At 64.8% G+C, this 16,359-nt stretch carries 14 protein-coding genes; 7 read left to right on the top strand and 7 right to left on the bottom strand.

The window, feature by feature from the left end:
* The first annotated feature begins 39 nt into the window (after nt 1-39).
* Genes QGV55_RS05060 through QGV55_RS05050 form a run of 3 tightly spaced genes read left to right on the top strand, consistent with a single transcriptional unit; the run spans nt 40 to nt 3,028 of the window.
* Complete coding sequence (locus QGV55_RS05060; RefSeq protein WP_281017933.1) at nt 40-1,056, top strand: LLM class flavin-dependent oxidoreductase; 1,017 nt, start codon at nt 40-42, stop codon at nt 1,054-1,056.
* The gene (locus QGV55_RS05055; protein ID WP_281017934.1) at nt 1,053-2,351 is read left to right on the top strand and encodes an MFS transporter; all 1,299 of its coding nucleotides are present in this window, start codon (nt 1,053-1,055) and stop codon (nt 2,349-2,351) included. Before QGV55_RS05060 ends, QGV55_RS05055 begins: the two co-directional genes overlap by 4 nt.
* Entirely contained in the window at nt 2,348-3,028 is a 681-nt protein-coding gene (locus QGV55_RS05050; protein WP_281017935.1) for a gamma-glutamylcyclotransferase, read from the top strand. Before QGV55_RS05055 ends, QGV55_RS05050 begins: the two co-directional genes overlap by 4 nt.
* On the opposite strand, the gene QGV55_RS05045 is transcribed toward QGV55_RS05050, so the two are convergent.
* From QGV55_RS05045 to QGV55_RS05030, 4 genes are all read right to left on the bottom strand, one after another.
* The gene (locus QGV55_RS05045; protein ID WP_281017936.1) at nt 3,013-4,629 is read right to left on the bottom strand and encodes a tetratricopeptide repeat protein; all 1,617 of its coding nucleotides are present in this window, start codon (nt 4,627-4,629) and stop codon (nt 3,013-3,015) included. The genes QGV55_RS05050 and QGV55_RS05045 overlap by 16 nt on opposite strands.
* Before the next feature lie 76 nt (nt 4,630-4,705).
* On the bottom strand, nt 4,706-5,923 hold the full coding sequence (locus QGV55_RS05040) for a CoA transferase (protein ID WP_281017937.1): 1,218 nt from the start codon (nt 5,921-5,923) through the stop codon (nt 4,706-4,708).
* A gap of 202 nt (nt 5,924-6,125) precedes the next feature.
* Nucleotides 6,126-6,659 (bottom strand): peroxiredoxin, encoded by a 534-nt coding sequence (locus tag QGV55_RS05035; protein WP_281017938.1) that lies wholly within the window; start codon nt 6,657-6,659, stop codon nt 6,126-6,128.
* A 168-nt stretch (nt 6,660-6,827) separates the two neighbouring features.
* The gene (locus tag QGV55_RS05030; protein WP_281017939.1) at nt 6,828-8,045 is read right to left on the bottom strand and encodes an MFS transporter; all 1,218 of its coding nucleotides are present in this window, start codon (nt 8,043-8,045) and stop codon (nt 6,828-6,830) included.
* 14 nt (nt 8,046-8,059) lie between these two features.
* On the opposite strand from QGV55_RS05030, the gene QGV55_RS05025 reads away from it, so the two are divergent.
* Together QGV55_RS05025 and QGV55_RS05020 are read left to right on the top strand one after the other, a co-directional pair.
* Nucleotides 8,060-8,416: a type II toxin-antitoxin system ParD family antitoxin gene (locus QGV55_RS05025; RefSeq protein ID WP_281020074.1), complete on the top strand. Its 357-nt coding sequence runs from the start codon at nt 8,060-8,062 to the stop codon at nt 8,414-8,416.
* Nucleotides 8,413-8,712: a type II toxin-antitoxin system RelE/ParE family toxin gene (locus QGV55_RS05020; protein WP_281023645.1), complete on the top strand. Its 300-nt coding sequence runs from the start codon at nt 8,413-8,415 to the stop codon at nt 8,710-8,712. Before QGV55_RS05025 ends, QGV55_RS05020 begins: the two co-directional genes overlap by 4 nt.
* Nucleotides 8,713-8,718: 6 nt before the next feature.
* On the opposite strand, the gene aspS is transcribed toward QGV55_RS05020, so the two are convergent.
* Nucleotides 8,719-10,512: an aspartate--tRNA ligase gene (gene aspS / locus QGV55_RS05015; protein ID WP_281017941.1), complete on the bottom strand. Its 1,794-nt coding sequence runs from the start codon at nt 10,510-10,512 to the stop codon at nt 8,719-8,721.
* 150 nt (nt 10,513-10,662) lie between these two features.
* Between aspS and rnd the strand changes: the two genes are divergently transcribed.
* Nucleotides 10,663-11,826, top strand: a complete 1,164-nt coding sequence (gene rnd / locus QGV55_RS05010; protein ID WP_281017942.1) for a ribonuclease D — start codon at nt 10,663-10,665, stop codon at nt 11,824-11,826.
* Nucleotides 11,823-12,578: a sulfite exporter TauE/SafE family protein gene (locus QGV55_RS05005; protein WP_281017943.1), complete on the top strand. Its 756-nt coding sequence runs from the start codon at nt 11,823-11,825 to the stop codon at nt 12,576-12,578. Before rnd ends, QGV55_RS05005 begins: the two co-directional genes overlap by 4 nt.
* Before the next feature lie 12 nt (nt 12,579-12,590).
* On the opposite strand, the gene QGV55_RS05000 is transcribed toward QGV55_RS05005, so the two are convergent.
* Nucleotides 12,591-14,084: a Ppx/GppA phosphatase family protein gene (locus tag QGV55_RS05000; RefSeq protein ID WP_281017944.1), complete on the bottom strand. Its 1,494-nt coding sequence runs from the start codon at nt 14,082-14,084 to the stop codon at nt 12,591-12,593.
* A 2-nt stretch (nt 14,085-14,086) separates the two neighbouring features.
* Nucleotides 14,087-16,261 carry an RNA degradosome polyphosphate kinase gene (locus QGV55_RS04995; RefSeq protein WP_281017945.1) on the bottom strand — a complete coding sequence of 725 codons (2,175 nt, stop codon included), beginning with the start codon at nt 16,259-16,261 and terminating at the stop codon, nt 14,087-14,089.
* Between the last annotated feature and the right edge of the window lie 98 nt (nt 16,262-16,359).

Below are 16,359 nucleotides of genomic sequence, written 5' to 3'. Positions count from 1 at the left end.
ACAGCAGACCGAACGCAACCACGCTCGCAGGGGCCTGTCGTGCGCCTGAGTGTCCTTGACCAGAGTCCCATTCGGGCAGGTGCGACACCTGCGGACGCCATCCGGGAATCCATCGCGCTGGCCCAGGCCTGTGACAGGCTGGGCTATCACCGCTACTGGCTGGCGGAGCATCATGCTTCCGGCGGGCTGGCCGGTGCCGCGCCGGAAATCCTGATCGGGCACATTGCGGGCGCAACGCAGAACCTGCGTGTCGGCTCGGGCGGCGTGATGCTCAGCCACTATTCCGCGCTGAAGGTGGCTGAGACCTTCAGGATGCTGGAGACGCTCTATCCCGGTCGCATCGACCTGGGTGTCGGGCGTGCGCCGGGCAGCGATGGCCACACCGCCCGCGCCCTGCAGGCCGGACCGGGCAAGGCCTCCATCGACTATTATCCGCGGCAGGTGCTCGACCTCATCGGTTTCATGAATGACGCGCTGGAGGATGATCACCCCTTCGCCGCCATCAAGGCGCAGCCGCTGGGCCCGACGGCACCGCAGGTCTGGATGCTTGGCTCATCGGCGGACAGTGCGACCTACGCGGCCCATTTCGGCCTGCCCTTCTCCTTCGCCCATTTCATCAACACCCAGGGCGGCGACAGGATCATGCAGGCCTATCGCCAGCATTTCAGGCCCTCCGCCTACTGCCCGAAGCCGGAAGGCACGATCGGTGTCTTCGCGCTCTGCGCCGAGACCCAGGAACAGGCAGACTATCTGATCAAGTCGCGTGACCTGTGGCTGCTGCGGCTGATGAAGGGGGAGTGGGGACCGTTCCCGACGCCCGAGGAAGCGGATGCCTATCCCTACAGCCCGCACGACTACGCCATCATCGAGGCCAATCGCGACCGCTCGGTTTCCGGGTCGCCGGACAGGGTAAAGGCGGAACTGGAACGGCTGGCCGAACTCTATGGTGTCGAGGAACTGGTCGTCGTGACCATCAGCCATGATTTCACGGCGCGGGTCCGGTCCTACGAACTGCTGGCGGAAGCGTTCGCACTGGACCAGAGAGCCGCCGCATGACCGACACCATGACAAGCACCGTCACCCGCATCCATGCGATCGGGGGCCTGAGGGCCTGGATCGTCTGGTTCCTGGCCGCGAACTGCTTCTTCTACGCCTTCTTCCAGCGGGCCGCGCCTTCGGTGATGGTCGATCCGCTGATGGCCGCCTTCGATGTCGGCGCCGCAGTCACCGGCAATCTGGCCGCGCTGTACCTCTACGTCTATGCCGTGCTGCAACTGCCGGTGGGACTGCTGCTCGACCGCTGGGGGCCGCGCATCCTGATGGCGGGCGGCATGGCGCTGGTGGGCATCGGGGTCATGGCCTTCGCGCTGTCACCGAACATCTGGGTTGCCTACGCCGGCCGCTTCCTGGTCGGCGCCGGGTCCGCCGTTGGCTTCATCTCCGCCCTGACCATCGCCTCCGCCTGGCATCCGCCCAGCCGCTTCGGCCTGTTCTCCGGTCTGACCATGGGCTACGCCATGCTCGGCGGCTTTCTGGCGCAGGGACCGCTGGGTGGGCTGATCGACCAATACGGCTGGCGCGACCCCATGCTGACCAGCGGGATCTGGGGTGCCGTGCTGGCGCTGCTGATCTGGCTGGTGGTGCGCGACCGGCCGGACGGACAACGCGTCGAGCGCACCGGCACCCAGAGCCTGGGCACGTCCCTGAAACAGGCCATGACACGCCGACAGAACTGGGTGCTCGGCTTCTATGGCCTGCTGCTCTCCGGTCCCTTCCTGTCCTATGGCCTGCTGTGGGGTGTCCCGCACATCATGCTGATGCATGGCGTGGACCGCGAAGTCGCGGGCTTCTCCACATCCCTCATGACCGTGGGCTTTGCCTTCGGCGGACCGGTGGGCGGCTTCCTGTCGGACTTCTTCCGGCGACGCAAGCTGCCGCTGATGAACGCGGCATTCTTCTCGCTGCTGCTCTGGGTGGTGATGCTCTACGGGTTCGAACCGACGCTGTTGCAGCGCCAGATCATGATCTTCCTGGTCGGCCTGTTCGGCGGGTCGATGATCGTGTGCCTGGCTGCGGCGCGGGAACTGTCGCCACCGTCCATCGGTGGCGCGGTAACAGGCTTCGTCAATGGCATGTTCGTCGGCGGCGGTGCCCTGTTGCAGCCTGCCGTCGGCATCGTGCTCGACCTCTCCTGGGACGGCACTGTCTCACCGGAGACCGGCATTCCGGTCTATTCCGTCGCCGACTATCAGGTCGCGCTGCTGGTGCTGCCGGTCTGCGCCGGACTGGGCGCCCTGCTGTCGCTGTTCATCCGTGAAAGCCACTGCGTCCCGGCGGGGGAGGATGCATGAGCCACCCGACGCTGACCCGCGAGAACATCGCAGCCGGCGCGCTGGAGGAATTCATGCAGGACGCGGAGCGCCGTGGTCTGCTGACACGCCTGTCGGACGAGGATCGGGAGGCATCGCGTGACCGGACGATCGCCCGCTTCGCACCGGAGGAGGACATCTGGGTCTTCGGTTACGGCTCCCTGATCTGGAACCCGGCGTTCCATTTCGAGGAGAAACGTATCGCCCGGATTCACGGCCTGCATCGCCGGTTCTGCCTGGAAACCCCGCTGGGGCGCGGATCACCGGAACAGCCCGGTCGGGTGCTCGGCCTCGACCGCGGTGGATCATGCGCCGGCATGGCCTTTCGCGTGGCACCGGAGAAGGCGCGCGACGAACTGGGCATCCTGTGGCGGCGGGAGATGATCTCGGACGCCTATCGTGCCACCGTGGTGCGGGCACAGACCGACCAGGGGCCGGTGCGGGCCGCGACCTTCGTGATCAACCGCAAGAGTCCGCGCTATTGCGGCGAGACCGACCTCGACAAGGTGGCCTTCAGCATCGCGCGGGCGGAGGGCTGGCTGGGTCCCTGCTCCGACTATCTGTTTCAGACACTGGAACACTTGCAGGAACTTGGCCTGCGCGACCGCTACCTGGAGAAGCTGGCGCGCAAGGTGCGCGCGTATCAGGCGGCTGCGTGACTGTCTGCCAGTCCCCGGACATGGCCTGCGACATCCTGCATGCAGCGGGTCCAGTCGAGATCCGGCAGCCGGACGAAATCCTGCATGTTGGCGAAGAACGGATTGACCGCCTGCCCAAGCGCGAACTCGTAGGGCAGACGCGAGAACACCAGTGACGGCACACCAATCGAGGCCGCAAGCTGGCGCACGGTGTTGGTTGGTGCGATGACCAGATCACAGGTCGCGATCAGTGACGCAGTACCATCGAAGTCGTCCTTCAGATCCAGTCCAGCAACCTGACTGATCCTGACACCGAACTGCTGCTCCGCCGCCGCGATCTCCTCCGCGACCTCGCCGTACTGAAGGTTGACCCATTCCACACCCGCCAGCGCGAACAGTGGCCCCCAGTGCTCCAGCGGGACATAGCCGCGGTCACGCAACCGGTTGCGGTGGATGCTCGTCCAGCTGATCCCGACCCGCAGCCTGCCATCCGCCGGTCGCGGCATGGCTCGCGGCCCGAGCAGGGCGGGGTTGGCCGGAAACGCGTCGAGGTCGCGGCGGAACAGCGTCTGCAGGCTGCCCGCCTCGATCACCGCATCGAAACGCGGTGCGTCCGAGAGCCAGTAATAGCCGCGATGGAAGCCGGGCCGGTCCGACCCCTGCCAGGGCACGAAGTTTACGTCCGGGAACGACCGCGTACAGAGGTCGAGCAGGCGCGGATCGCATTCCCACCAGAGTTCCTGCACCCGCTCTGCCGTATCCCGGATGCAGTGCAGGAAGTGCAGTTCGTCGCCCACCCCCTGCTCTGCCAGCACCAGCAGACGGCCTGTCGGCACTTCCCGACCGTCCCAGCGCCTGTGTTTCAGGTCACGTCGGATGAACCCCGGATAGCTCCTGTCCAGTCGCGCCTCATAGTCGCGCCAGCCGGTTTCCAGGTCGCCCGTACCCAGCGCGAAGAGCGCGTGATTGAATCGCAGCGCGGCATCGTCGGGGCGCAACCGCATGGCCAGTTCATATGTTTCAGCCGCATCGTCTGCCCGTCCCATGGCGAACAGGAGTTCGGCCAGATTGCCTGCCGCCGCGCCATTCTTCGGGTCCAGCCGCAGCCCCTCCCGCAGGAATGTTTCAGCGTTGGCGTGATCCTCCAGATCCGCCATCACGGCACCCAGCGCGGTCCACAGCGCACTCTGGTCCGGCGACAGCCGCAGGGCCGACTGCAACAGTTCGATCGCGTCCTCCTGCCGCCCCAGATCCCGCAGCGCATGGGCCAGACCGGTCTGGGCATCGACACTGCCCGGCGTGGCCAGCGCGGCCGCACGGAAGAAGCCGACCGCCTGCTCCGCCGCCTTCAGGTCACGGGCAAGTTGTCCCAGCGCCAGCAGCGCCCTGGGGTCGCCTGGCGGTGCGTGATCCAGCGCAGTGCCGAAAGCATCAACGGCACCCGACGCGTCCCCCAGCGCCTGCCGCGCACGGGCAAGACCGAAATGGACTTCAAAGACGCCTGGCGCTGTTCGCCGTGCCTGTTCGAAGACCTGCAGGGCCTGATCGGGACGGCCACGCGCCATCAGGCCGTTCGCCCGTTGCAGGTTCTTCGACACCACCTTCGCCGCCTGATGTTTCACGCCATCGCCACCCGGATCTGAGATGGCATCCAAGGTGCAGCAACAGGGTTAACAAAGTCTCATCCCCGGCGACGGATCACTCGGCGACCAGCGTCACCCCGTCGGCGACCAGACCATCGATGTCGGCATCGCTCAGGCCGACTTCGCGCAGGTAGTGGCGGGTATCGGCACCCTTGACGGGCGGCGGGCTCGGATTGCGGATCATGGCCTCCGGATCGGCCATGCGGAATCCAGGCCCCATCACCTCGATGGGCCGCCCGATGCCCGGCACGTCGGGGATCGTGTGCAGCAGGCCCCGTTCCTGCACATGCGGATGCGCCATGATCTCCGGCACATCGCGCAGCTTTCCGGCGGGGACGGAGGCGGCTGACAGCAATGCCTCCCACTCCAGCGCGGTTCGGGTCGCGAAGGCCTCGAACAGGATCGGCTGCACCCGGTCCGAAATCTCCGGTCGCCCATGCCAGTCCAGCACATCGGGGTCGTCGATCAGATCCTCCCGACCGATCACGCGCAGCACGGAGGCGGCCTGGATCTTTGTGTTGGCCGCCGTGACCAGCATGCCGTCCGCTGTCTCGAACATGCCGGAGAAGGGACTGCCGGAGAATGCACGGCGCCCGGTCGACTGCGGAATCCGCTGGCTGGTCAGCCATTGCTGCACCACTGGCGCCATGATGATCAGCGCCGAATCGAGCATCGATACATCCACGTACTGCCCCTGCCCGCTGGCGCGCGCCTGGAACAGCGCCGTCGAGAGGGCGAAGGCGCCGAGCAGTCCGACCACATAGTCGATGACCGGGAAGCCGACACGCACCGGATCGGTGGTGCCGTTCTGCATCGACGCCATGGCCGAGATGCCCTGCACCAGATGGTCATAGGCCGGCACGTCCCGCAGCGGTCCTGTCTGGCCGAAGCCCGTCAGGGAGCAATAGACCAGCTTCGGGTTGACGGCGCGCATGTCGTCGTAGCCAAGCCCGAGTCCGGCCATGGTGCCGGGCTGGAAGTTCTCCACCATCGCGTCCGAGGTCGCGGCAAGCTTCTTGAACAGGTCCTGACCGCGCGGGTCCTTCAGGTTCAGCACCACGGACTTCTTGTTGGCGTTCTGGGCCAGGAAGCTCTCCGACAGTCCGGCCGCCGCAAGCTCCGCGTCGGGACTGGCGTAGCGGATGAAGTCGCGCGGCTCCACCGCCTCGATCTTGATGACCTCCGCCCCGAACCACGCCATCTGGTAGCAGCAGAACGGTCCGGCCAGTACATGCGTCGGATCAATGATCCGGATGCCTTCATAGGGTTTCATCGACACGGTCCCTCCCCAGGAATTCTCAGGCCGTACACCGAAAGGCTTCAGCGCGTTCCGGCTTCTGTCTGCACTGTCAGCCTGCTCCGTTTCGCCCACTGGCCAGCAGGATAGCGCATTCCTTCGGGGATGAAACGGAAAGGCCCTCCGCTGCGGTCTGCAGCGAAGGGCCTCACCTTCAGTCGGGAATGATACGGCGGTGTCAGGCCGCCTTGGAATTGCGGGCCTTGATGGCGGCCAGCATGGTCTCGGCATCGGAGACCTCGAACGGGTCGGTCTCGCAGAGGTCGCTCTTGCCGGGTTCGACGAACTGCTCGACGATCTCACCGTCCTCGACCAGCATCGAATAGCGCCACGACCGGGCACCGAAGCCGAGGTTCCCCTTGTCCACCAGCATGCCCATCTTGTCGGTGAACTCCGCATTGCCGTCGGGCAGCAGGGTGACATTCTTCGCACCCAGGTTCTTGCCCCACTGGAACATGACGAACGCATCGTTCACGGACAGGCAGATCACCTCATCCACACCCTCGGCCTTCAGCGCCTCGAAATTGGCCTCGTAGCCCGGCAGGTGGGTCGAGCTGCAGGTCGGCGTGAAGGCACCCGGCAGCGCGAAGACAACGACACGACGGCCATTGAAGATCTCGTCACTGGTGCGGTCCTGCCAGCGGAACGGATTCGGACCACCGACGGCTTCGTCACGGACACGGGTCTTGAAGGTAACACTTGGTACGCGCATCGAAATTCTCCTGCATTCGGATCTGTGTGGGGCGACATGGCCGCCCCGGTGCCATGGAGATAATGCCTTTGGCTCGGCAATCAATGCTCTTTGGAATTATTTTAAAGAAAAATTCGTGGTGCCGAATTCCCCGGGCTTCACAGCCTGGAAACTCCGGCAGAAGCGGTGTCAGGCGGCCTTGCGGGCAAGTGGCAGGATCAGCGCCGAGAGGGCGACCCCGCCGGCGGCGGCGGCGAGCACGAAGAACAGCACGTCCAGCCCGTAATTGTCGTGCAGGGACCCGATCAGCCGCGGCACCACGGCAGCCACAAGCAGGGCCAGCACGAACTTCACCGCGAACACGCGACCACGCCAGGCGGCGCGGGTATAGCGGGTGACGATGGTGTCATGGATCGGAATCTCGCCGAAGATCAGCGCCATCATCAGCACCGAGGCCAGCACGATGGGAATGCCGGAGATCGAGGCCACCAGTGCCAGCGCCGGTATCTGGAACAGGGCGATCAGGAACAGGATGCGCCGCGCCGGGAACCGGTCCAGCAGGTGCCCGACGACAATCTGCGCGAAGGAGGCGATGGCCAGCACGATGGCGGCATAGGTCCCCACCGCACCAATGTCGCTGGTGACGTCGGCCAGACGCTCCGAGAACAGTTTCGGCAGCACGACCGCGGAAGCATGGAAGATCAGGCCACCGAAGAGAATCGTCAGGGCCAGGGACAGCGCGACGCGGATCAGCACCGTGCGGGTCAGATCATGGTCGCCGGGATCGGGAACGGTCCGCTTGGCCGCGCGGACCACCCCCCGTCCCTGCCGGCAGAATGCGATGTAGGCCAGCCCGACAAGAATGGCCACGATGCCAGGCACGATGAAGGCCGCACGCCAGCTCGAGATCGCGATCAGCCAGCCGGTCAGCAGCGGTGCCCCGGCCAGCCCCATGTTGCCCCAGACACCATTGATGCCCAGGGCGCGTCCGACCTTCTCCTGCCCCTCGACCACCATGGCGATGCCGACCGGGTGATAGATGGCGGCGAAGGTCCCGATGGCGCCCAGCCCGACCATGATCTGCCAGTTCTCGTTGGCGAAGCCGGTCGCTATGGAGGAGCCGCCGATGCCAATGAAGAACACCGCGATCATGCCTTCACGCGACCAGCGGTCGGCGAGCCAGCCTGCAGGCAGGGAGCCGACACCGAACATGACCAGCGCCGGTGTCAGCAGTTCCAGCAGTTCGCGGTAGGACATGCCGTCCTGTCCGGCCAGCGCGACGGCCACCGTGGCGAAGATCAGCATGAACATGTGGTCGAAGAAGTGACCCACGTTCAGGAACAGGAATCCCACCCGGTCACGGGTGAAATATCCGGCATTCTGCGGTGATGCGGCAAAGTCAGTCATGCGCCGGAGCATACATGAAATTGCCGCACGGCACCTGCCCGGAACGCAGGCCCGACGCGCGCGAAGTGCAGACAAGGATTGTCAATGCCTGTACAATCAAGCCCGAAGCAGAGGAGCATCCCATGCACGTTTCACTGACCGACCGGCTGAATGACTATGTGCGCGAGAAGGTGGCAAGCGGACTGTATAACAATGCCTCCGAAGTGGTGCGCGAAGCCTTGCGCCGCCAGATCGAGGCGGAGATGAGCGAGGAAGCGAGGCTTGCCCGCCTACGCGAAGCCATCGACATCGGCTGGGAACAGGCCGAACGGGGCGAATTCGCAGCCTACAGCCTTGACGACACGCTTGAACGCCTTGGCGTGAAGCGTTGAAGAATGCTCGATTCATCCTCACAGCCCAGGCTCAGGATGATCTTGATTCCATAGGTGCGTACACGCTGGAGCGCTGGGGCACGGAGCAGGTCATTTCCTACCTCTCGCGCATCGACGCAACCTTCGAGAAACTGTGCCTGTCTGAAGCCAATGATCGCGACGCGAGCGAAATCAGACCCGGCCTGCTCTCGGTCCGGTCAGGTTCTCATGTCGTGTTCTTCAACCGACGTGAGAATGGTGACGCGATAGTCCTGCGGATCCTGCATCAGCGCATGGATTTCCGCAGGCACCTCTGACCGGTCTCAGCCGTCCTTCTTGTCCGTCTTCGGCAGCACGGTGCGGATGTGCAGTTCGCGCAGCTGCTTCGGATCGGCCGGGGCCGGGGCGCCCATCAGCAGGTCCTGTGCCTGCTGGTTCATCGGGAAAGCCACGATCTCGCGCAGGTTCGGCTCGTCCAGGATCAGCATGACGATACGGTCGATGCCCGGCGCGATACCACCATGGGGCGGCGCGCCATAGCGCAGCGCGTTGAGCATGCCCGCGAACTGGGTTTCCACTTCCTCCGCCGCATAGCCCGCAACCTCGAACGCCTTCAGCATGATGTCCGGGCGATGGTTCCGGATGGCACCGGATGACAGCTCGATGCCGTTGCAGACGATGTCGTACTGATAGGCCAGGATGTCGAGCGGATCCATGCTCTCCAGCGCCTCCATCCCGCCCTGGGGCATGGAGAAGGGATTGTGGGAGAAGTCGATCTTCTTCTCGTCCTCGTTCCATTCGAAGTGCGGGAAGTCGACGATCCAGCAGAACCGGTACTGGTTGCGTGTGATCAGTTCCAGCTGGTCCGCCAGCTTCACGCGGGCCTTGCCGGCCAGGTTGGCGGCACCGGCAGCCTGGTCACAGGCGAAGAACACGGCGTCGCCTGCATTCAGGCCACACGCGGCACGGATCGACTCCACCCGCGCGGCGTCCAGATTGTTGGCGATCGGTCCCTTGGGGCCTTCCTCGCCGAAGATGATGTAGCCAAGGCCTGCCGCACCTTCACGACGGGCCCAGTCGTTCATGCCGTCGAAGAAGGAGCGCGCACGCCCACCCGCACCGGGCGCCGGAATGGCCCGCACAACCGCGCCCTTCTCGATGGAACGGGCGAAGATCCCGAAACCGCCGCCACGGAAGTCTTCCGTCACGTCATGAATGTCCATGCTCTCGGCGATGCGCAGATCGGGCTTGTCGGTGCCATAGCGCAGCATCGCCTCCCGGAACGGAATGCGCGGGAACGGCTTGTCGACCACCGGCCAGTCGGAGAATTCCTCGAACGTGCCCGCCAGCACCGGTTCGATGGCCTGGAACACATCCTCCTGCGTGACGAAGCTCATCTCCACGTCCAGCTGATAGAACTCGCCCGGGCTACGGTCAGCGCGCGCATCCTCGTCGCGGAAGCAGGGGGCGATCTGGAAATAGCGGTCGAAACCGGAGATCATCAGCAACTGCTTGAACTGCTGCGGCGCCTGCGGCAGGGCATAGAACTGCCCCGGATGCACGCGGCTGGGTACCAGGAAGTCCCGCGCGCCTTCGGGGCTGGAGGCGGTCAGGATCGGCGTCTGGAACTCCATGAAACCGGCCTCGTTCATCCGCCGGCGAATGGCCGAGATGATCTTCGAACGCATGGTGATGTTGCGGTGCATGCGCTCCCTGCGCAGGTCGAGGAAGCGGTACTTGAGGCGGATGTCTTCCGGGTACTCCTGATCGCCGAACACCGGCATCGGCAGGTCACCGGTGCTGCTCTGCACCTCGACGCTCTCGATACGGACCTCGACCTCGCCCGTGGGCAGGTCCGGGTTCACCGCCTCCGCATCGCGCGGCACGACGCGGCCCGTCACCGTGATCACGCTTTCCGCACGCGCCTGATCGACCTCCGCGAAGCCCGGCTCATCCGCCTCGACCACGCACTGCGTCAGGCCGTAATGGTCGCGCAGATCGACGAACAGCAGATTGCCATGGTCACGCTTGCGGTGAATCCAGCCCGACAGGCGGACAGGTGTGTTCACGTCGGCGCGGCGCAGGGCACCACAGGTATGGGATCGAAAGGCGTGCATCAGCGGAAAACCATCTGTTGGAACGGATCGGAGAAGGCGCGCCGGAACGAAGCCCCTATGGCCCCGCTTGTCAAGGTTGATCCGCCAGTTCATGCGCCCGCGCGCGCGTTCCTGCTGGCGAGCGCGGCTGATCTGCTATAAGCCACCGCCATGCAGATCATTACCGACACAGAATCACTTCAGCGCTATGTCGACGGGCTCTCCGGGCAGTCGTATGTCGCCATCGATACCGAGTTCCTTCGGGAAAACACCTACTATCCGAAGCTCTGCCTGGTCCAGCTGGCCGGACCGGCCGACGAGGGCGCGATCATCGATCCGCTGGCGAAGGATCTCGACCTTCAGCCGCTGCTGGCACTGCTGGCCGATGAGACCATCGTCAAGGTCTTCCATGCCGCGCGCCAGGATATCGAGATATTCGTCAACCTGACCGGCACGGTACCGACCCCGCTGTTCGACACCCAGGTTGCGGCGATGGTCATGGGCTTCGGGGAGCAGATCGCCTACGACGCGCTGGTGCGCAAGCTGGCGGGCCAGAGCATCGACAAGACCAGCCGCTTCACCGACTGGTCGCGCCGCCCGCTGAGCGAGAAGCAACTGTCCTACGCGCTGTCCGATGTCACCCATCTGCGCACCGTCTACGACCGCATGCTGGAGGATCTGGAACGTACTGGCCGCGCCTCCTGGGTCAGCGGCGAGATGGCGACACTGGCGGATCTCGCCATCTATTCGGTCGAGCCGGAAGACGCCTGGAAGCGGTTAAAGGCCCGCACCAACAAGCCCAGGTTCCTGGCAGTGCTGCGGGAACTCGCGGCCTGGCGGGAACGGGAGGCACAGCGCCGTGACCTGCCCCGCAACCGCGTTATCCGGGACGAGGCACTGCTGGAGATCGCGTCCGACCCGCCGGAGAACCGGGAGAAGCTGGCTGCGATCCGCAGCCTGAACCGCAAGATTGCCGACGGGCCATTCGGTGCCGGACTGATGGAGGCGGTGAAGACCGCGCTGGACCAGCCAAAGGACTCCTGGCCGAGGGTCGAGCGCCCGGAGCCCCCGGCACCTGCGCTGCTGCCGGTGATCGAGCTGCTGAAGGTACTGCTGAAACGCAAGTGTGCCGCCCATGGGGTCGCACAGAAACTGGTCTGTCCGGGACCGGATATCGAGAAACTGGCAGCGGATGACGCGGCGGACATTCCTGCCCTGAAAGGCTGGCGGCGGGAAGTCTTCGGCAATGATGCGCTGCGGCTGAAGGCCGGAAGTCTCGGCCTTGCCATCCGGGGGCAGGAAGTCGTGGAGATTCCGCTCGACACCACGCAATGAACGTCATCGGCGACGGCATCGTCGCCCTGATGACATTCGAGACCCTGCTGCTGGCGCTTGCCATGGCGCTGGCCGGGATGACCCGCGGCTTCAGCGGCTTTGGCGCTGCGCTGGTCTTCGTACCCCTGTCCAGTGCACTGCTGGATCCGAAGATCGCCGTCGTGGTGCTGTGGATGATCAACGCCACCTTCGGCTTCCCCCTTACCCTGCAGGGCGTCCGAAGCTGCAACTGGCGGGAGATGGTGCCCATCATCATCGGCATCGCCATCGCCACCCCCTGTGGCACCTGGATTCTGGCGCATGCCCCCATAGACCTGCTGCGCTGGATCATTGCGCTGATGGTGCTGGTTGCCGTGCTGGCCATGGCCGCCGGATGGCGGCGGACAAAGCCGGTTCCGACCACCGGGGTGGTAGGTGTCGGCCTGATGTCCGGCCTCGCCGGGGGGATAGCCGGCTTCTACGGGCCGCCGGTGATCCTGTTCTGGGTGGGTGGCGAAGGCGACGCCCGTGCCGTGAGGCACAATGTCACCGCCCTGTTCGCGGTGACGATGGTGGTCGGCGGCCTGACGTTCCTCGCCTACGGACTCATCGGCATGGAGCAACTGCTGCTGGTGCTGGTGCTCGGTCCCGCCTATGGCCTCGGCCTGATCATCGGCTCGCGCCTGTTCCCGCTTGCGTCGGAGAGCCTTTTCCGGCGCGCGGCACTTGGGCTGTGCGCGGTCTCCGCCATTGCGGCCATGCCGATCTGGTAGGTGCCTGCCCCCTCAGACGCTGACGATCCGGCTTGAACACTCGAAACTGTCTGCCAGCCGCTTCAGGCGGCTCTCCACGGTCTCACCGATCAGGTCGCGCAGCTTCTCCGGCACCGACAGGCTTATCATGTCTCCATCCCGCGCGATCGTGGCGCCCGTCAGGGCGGACGGCGCGCCACAGCCAAGTGTCTGCGCCAGTCGCATCGCAGCTCCGATCCGGCTCGCCTGCCGGATCATGTCGTTCGACAGCAGCGCCTGCATCTCCATCACCGCGTCGCCACTGGCCTTGTGGGAATAGCGCCGCAGGACGGTGGTGGCGATGAATGCCCGCTGTGTATGGTCAACGCCCAGCAGCGGTGCCCGCAGCACGCGCCTGAACGCATGGGTCGCGCGGTAGTCCGGATGCATGCGCCAGCCGATGTCGGACAGGACGCAGGCCACCCTCCGCAGACGGACCTCGACTTCCGATTCACCCTCGAACAGCGGATTGCACCAGGCGAAGATCTCATGCCCGATCGAGGCGCCGAAACGCGTCTCCTGCGCTGCCATGGCCTCCGCTGCGGCCAGCAGGGGATCAATGCGCCGGTCCGCATCCGAGAGCGTTTCGAGATAGGCGCCTTCCCTGACCCCATGTGCGGAGAAGACGAGACGCCTTGGCTGCAGGCGTTCCAGCACGGCACCCAGCACGGAACAGGCCAGCGGCAGGACCTGCAAGCGCCGCTTCGAGACCGTCTCGGTATCCGTCAGGGACGCGGGCGACTGCTGGCTGATCAGATCGACCAGGGACTGGGCGCGATCCAGCGGCATCTCGTACCCCTGCACGATATGCAGCGGATAATCGCGCCGCTGGATATCCAGCTTCGCCAGCGCGCGCCAGGTGCCCCCGACGACATAGAAGTCACGCCCCGTCATGCTGTCCAGCCACTCGACCTTGCGCAGTTCCTGTCGCACGGCCTTTCGGATCGCGCCGGATTCCGCATCGCCGTCATCGAACCGCAGGGGACCGACGGGCAAGGTCAAGCCGGCCTCTGCGCCGCCATTGCCGACGGGGGCCAGTTCGAGACTGCTGCCGCCCAGATCGCCTACGATCCCCTCGGCTTCCGGCAGGCCGAACAGGACGCCGAACGCCGCCAGGCGGGACTCCCCCTGCCCTGACAGCACCTCCAGCGAGATGCCGCATTCGGTGCGCACCCGTTCCACGAATTCCGGCCCGTCCACGGCATCGCGGACCGCGGAGGTGGCGAAGGCAACGGTGCGGTCCACACCGGTGACCCGCATCATCCAGGCAAAGCGTTTCAGGGTCGCGATGGCATTCCGCACCCCTTCCGGGCTGAGATGCCCGGTCTCCGGCAACCCCTTGCCCAGGGCGCAGAAGGCCTTTTCGTTCAGCATGTTCAGCGGTGCGCGGGCGCTGTCGCCAAAGATCACCAGCCGGACCGAGTTGGAGCCGACATCAATCACAGCAACACGTTCTGCCGTTCCGACAGCGGCAACCGAATCAGGCATTGTCAGTCGTCATCATCCAGGGTGAGAGAGATCGGACGGACTCCTTCTTCCAGCGCCTTTCCCCGACCGGAAAGACTTGGATTGGTCATGAAATACTCATGTGCGCTGAACCCGTCACCGACCACCTTGTCGCGGACATAGGTGCCATCCGGCTGCATGATCCAGCTCTGCAGGTCATCCTTCAGGTTGGCCAGCATGATCTGGTCCAGTACCTGGGCATGCACGGTATCGTTCTTCAGCGGCACCAGACTCTCGATCCGCCGGTCCAGATTGCGCGGCATCCAGTCGGCGGAGCTGATGTAGACCTGCGCGTTGCGACCGGGCAGCGGCTCCCCATTGCCGAAGACAACGATACGGCTGTGTTCCAGGAAGCGACCGATGATGCTGCGCACACGGATATTCTCCGACAGGCCGGGCACACCGGGGCGCAGACAGCAGATGCCCCGGATGATCAGTTCGATCTCTACCCCCGCCTGGCTGGCGCGGTACAGCCCGTCGATGACGTCCGGGTCCACAACCGAGTTCATCTTGGCCCAGATCGTCGCGGGGCGGCCCGCCTCCGCGTGGGCGATCTCCGCCTCGATCCCCTGCATCACGCGCTGGCGCAGGGTGTGCGGGGAATAGGCCAGTTCCTCCAGCCGCTCCGGTTTCGCATAGCCGGTCAGGTAGTTGAAGATCGCTGAGATGTCTCGGCCCAGCGCCGGTTCATCGGTGAAGTAGGACAGGTCCGTATAGACCTTCGCTGTGATCGGGTGATAGTTGCCGGTGCCGAAATGGGAATAGGTGCGCAGGCCCTCCTTCTCCTTCCGCACCACCATCGACAGCTTGGCGTGGGTCTTCAGCTCCATGAAGCCATAGACCACCTGCACACCCGCCCGCTCCATGTCGCGCGCCCAGCGGATATTGGCAGCCTCGTCAAAGCGGGCCTTCAGTTCGATCAGCGCGGTCACGGACTTGCCCGCCTCCGCCGCCGCGATCAGCGCCTCCACGATGGGAGAATTGTCCGAGGTGCGATAGAGCGTCTGCTTGATCGCCACGACGTTGGGATCTTCCGCGGCCTGGCGCAGGAACTGCACCACCACATCGAAGCTCTCGAACGGATGGTGGACAATCAGGTCCTTGCCGCGGATCGAGGCAAAGCAGTCGCCGCCATGTTCGCGGATACGCTCCGGGAACCGCGCATTGTAGGGCTTGAACAACAGCTCCGGCTTGTCATCGACGATGACGCGGCGGATATCCGCCAGGGCCAGCATGCCGTCGATGTTGATCACGTCATCAGGCCGGGCATCCGTTTCCGTCACCACGAGACGGCGCAGCCGGTCGTTCAGGTCCGCGGAGACCTGCAGGCGCACGATGTGTCCGCGACGGCGGCGGCGCAGCGCGGACTCGAACGTGCGTACCAGATCCTCGGATTCCTCCTGCAGCTCGATATCCGAGTCCCTGATGCAGCGGAACTGCCCCCGACTGACGATGCTGTACCCCGGAAACAGGCGCGCCATGTAGAGCGCGATGACCTGGCTGACCTGGATGAAGCGGAGTTCGTTGCCCGGCAGACGCACGAAGCGCGAAACATGGTGCGGGATCGGCACCACCGCATTCAGCAGTTCCTTGTCCCCGTCGCGCACCAGTTGCGCGATCATCGCGAGGCCAAGATTGGGGATGAAGGGGAACGGATGTGCCGGGTCGATCGCCAGGGGTGTCAGCACGGGCAGGATCTGTTCCAGAAAGTGGGTGTCGAGCCATCCCCTCTCCTCCGGCGTCAGTTCGTCTGCCACGACGATGGCGATGCCGGCTTCCCGAAGCTCGAGTTGCAGCGCACGCCAGCAATTCTGCTGTTCCACCACCAGCCAGTTGGCAAGTTCGTCGATCTTCTCCAGCTGCTGCGCGACCGTCAGTCCGTCGGGGGTCACCGTCTTCACATCGGCCTGGGTCATGCCCCACAGCGCCGCGACGCGTACCATGAAGAACTCGTCCAGATTGGAGGCGGAGATCGACAGGAACCGCACACGTTCCAGCAGCGGATAGCGCGGATTCTGACATTCGCGCATCACCCGGGAATTGAACTGCAGCCAGGACAGTTCCCGGTTGATGAAGCGGTCAGGCGAGTCCATGCCGATGGCAGAAGTTTCCGGCACTCCCTGTTCCGGTTCGATCAGTTCAGCATTGGCCGCGTTCATCATGGCTTCCTTCAGTTACGTGACAGACGATGCAACAAGATCGCGCGGATTTACAGCATTTCCCTTGCAGTGATTTGACGCCCCCTGCAACACTCGCC

The organism is Minwuia sp. IMCC3009 (assembly GCF_029909415.1).
Taxonomy (GTDB): domain Bacteria; phylum Pseudomonadota; class Alphaproteobacteria; order Minwuiales; family Minwuiaceae; genus Minwuia.
Note: the sequence above shows the minus strand (reverse complement) of the source record. Positions and strands in the feature narration are given on the sequence as shown.

Bases quoted from the DNA above. Each gene is read 5' to 3' on its own strand.
- QGV55_RS05030 (WP_281017939.1), bottom strand. From the start codon at position 8,045: ATGACTGACTTTGCCGCATCACCGCAGAATGCCGGATATTTCACCCGT.
- QGV55_RS05005 (WP_281017943.1), top strand. From the start codon at position 11,823: ATGAACGTCATCGGCGACGGCATCGTCGCCCTGATGACATTCGAGACC.
- QGV55_RS05035 (WP_281017938.1), bottom strand. From the start codon at position 6,659: ATGCGCGTACCAAGTGTTACCTTCAAGACCCGTGTCCGTGACGAAGCC.
- QGV55_RS05000 (WP_281017944.1), bottom strand. From the start codon at position 14,084: ATGCCTGATTCGGTTGCCGCTGTCGGAACGGCAGAACGTGTTGCTGTG.
- aspS (WP_281017941.1), bottom strand. From the start codon at position 10,512: ATGCACGCCTTTCGATCCCATACCTGTGGTGCCCTGCGCCGCGCCGAC.
- QGV55_RS05040 (WP_281017937.1), bottom strand. From the start codon at position 5,923: ATGAAACCCTATGAAGGCATCCGGATCATTGATCCGACGCATGTACTG.
- QGV55_RS05050 (WP_281017935.1), top strand. From the start codon at position 2,348: ATGAGCCACCCGACGCTGACCCGCGAGAACATCGCAGCCGGCGCGCTG.
- QGV55_RS05055 (WP_281017934.1), top strand. From the start codon at position 1,053: ATGACCGACACCATGACAAGCACCGTCACCCGCATCCATGCGATCGGG.
- QGV55_RS04995 (WP_281017945.1), bottom strand. From the start codon at position 16,261: ATGAACGCGGCCAATGCTGAACTGATCGAACCGGAACAGGGAGTGCCG.
- rnd (WP_281017942.1), top strand. From the start codon at position 10,663: ATGCAGATCATTACCGACACAGAATCACTTCAGCGCTATGTCGACGGG.
- QGV55_RS05025 (WP_281020074.1), top strand. From the start codon at position 8,060: ATGAAATTGCCGCACGGCACCTGCCCGGAACGCAGGCCCGACGCGCGC.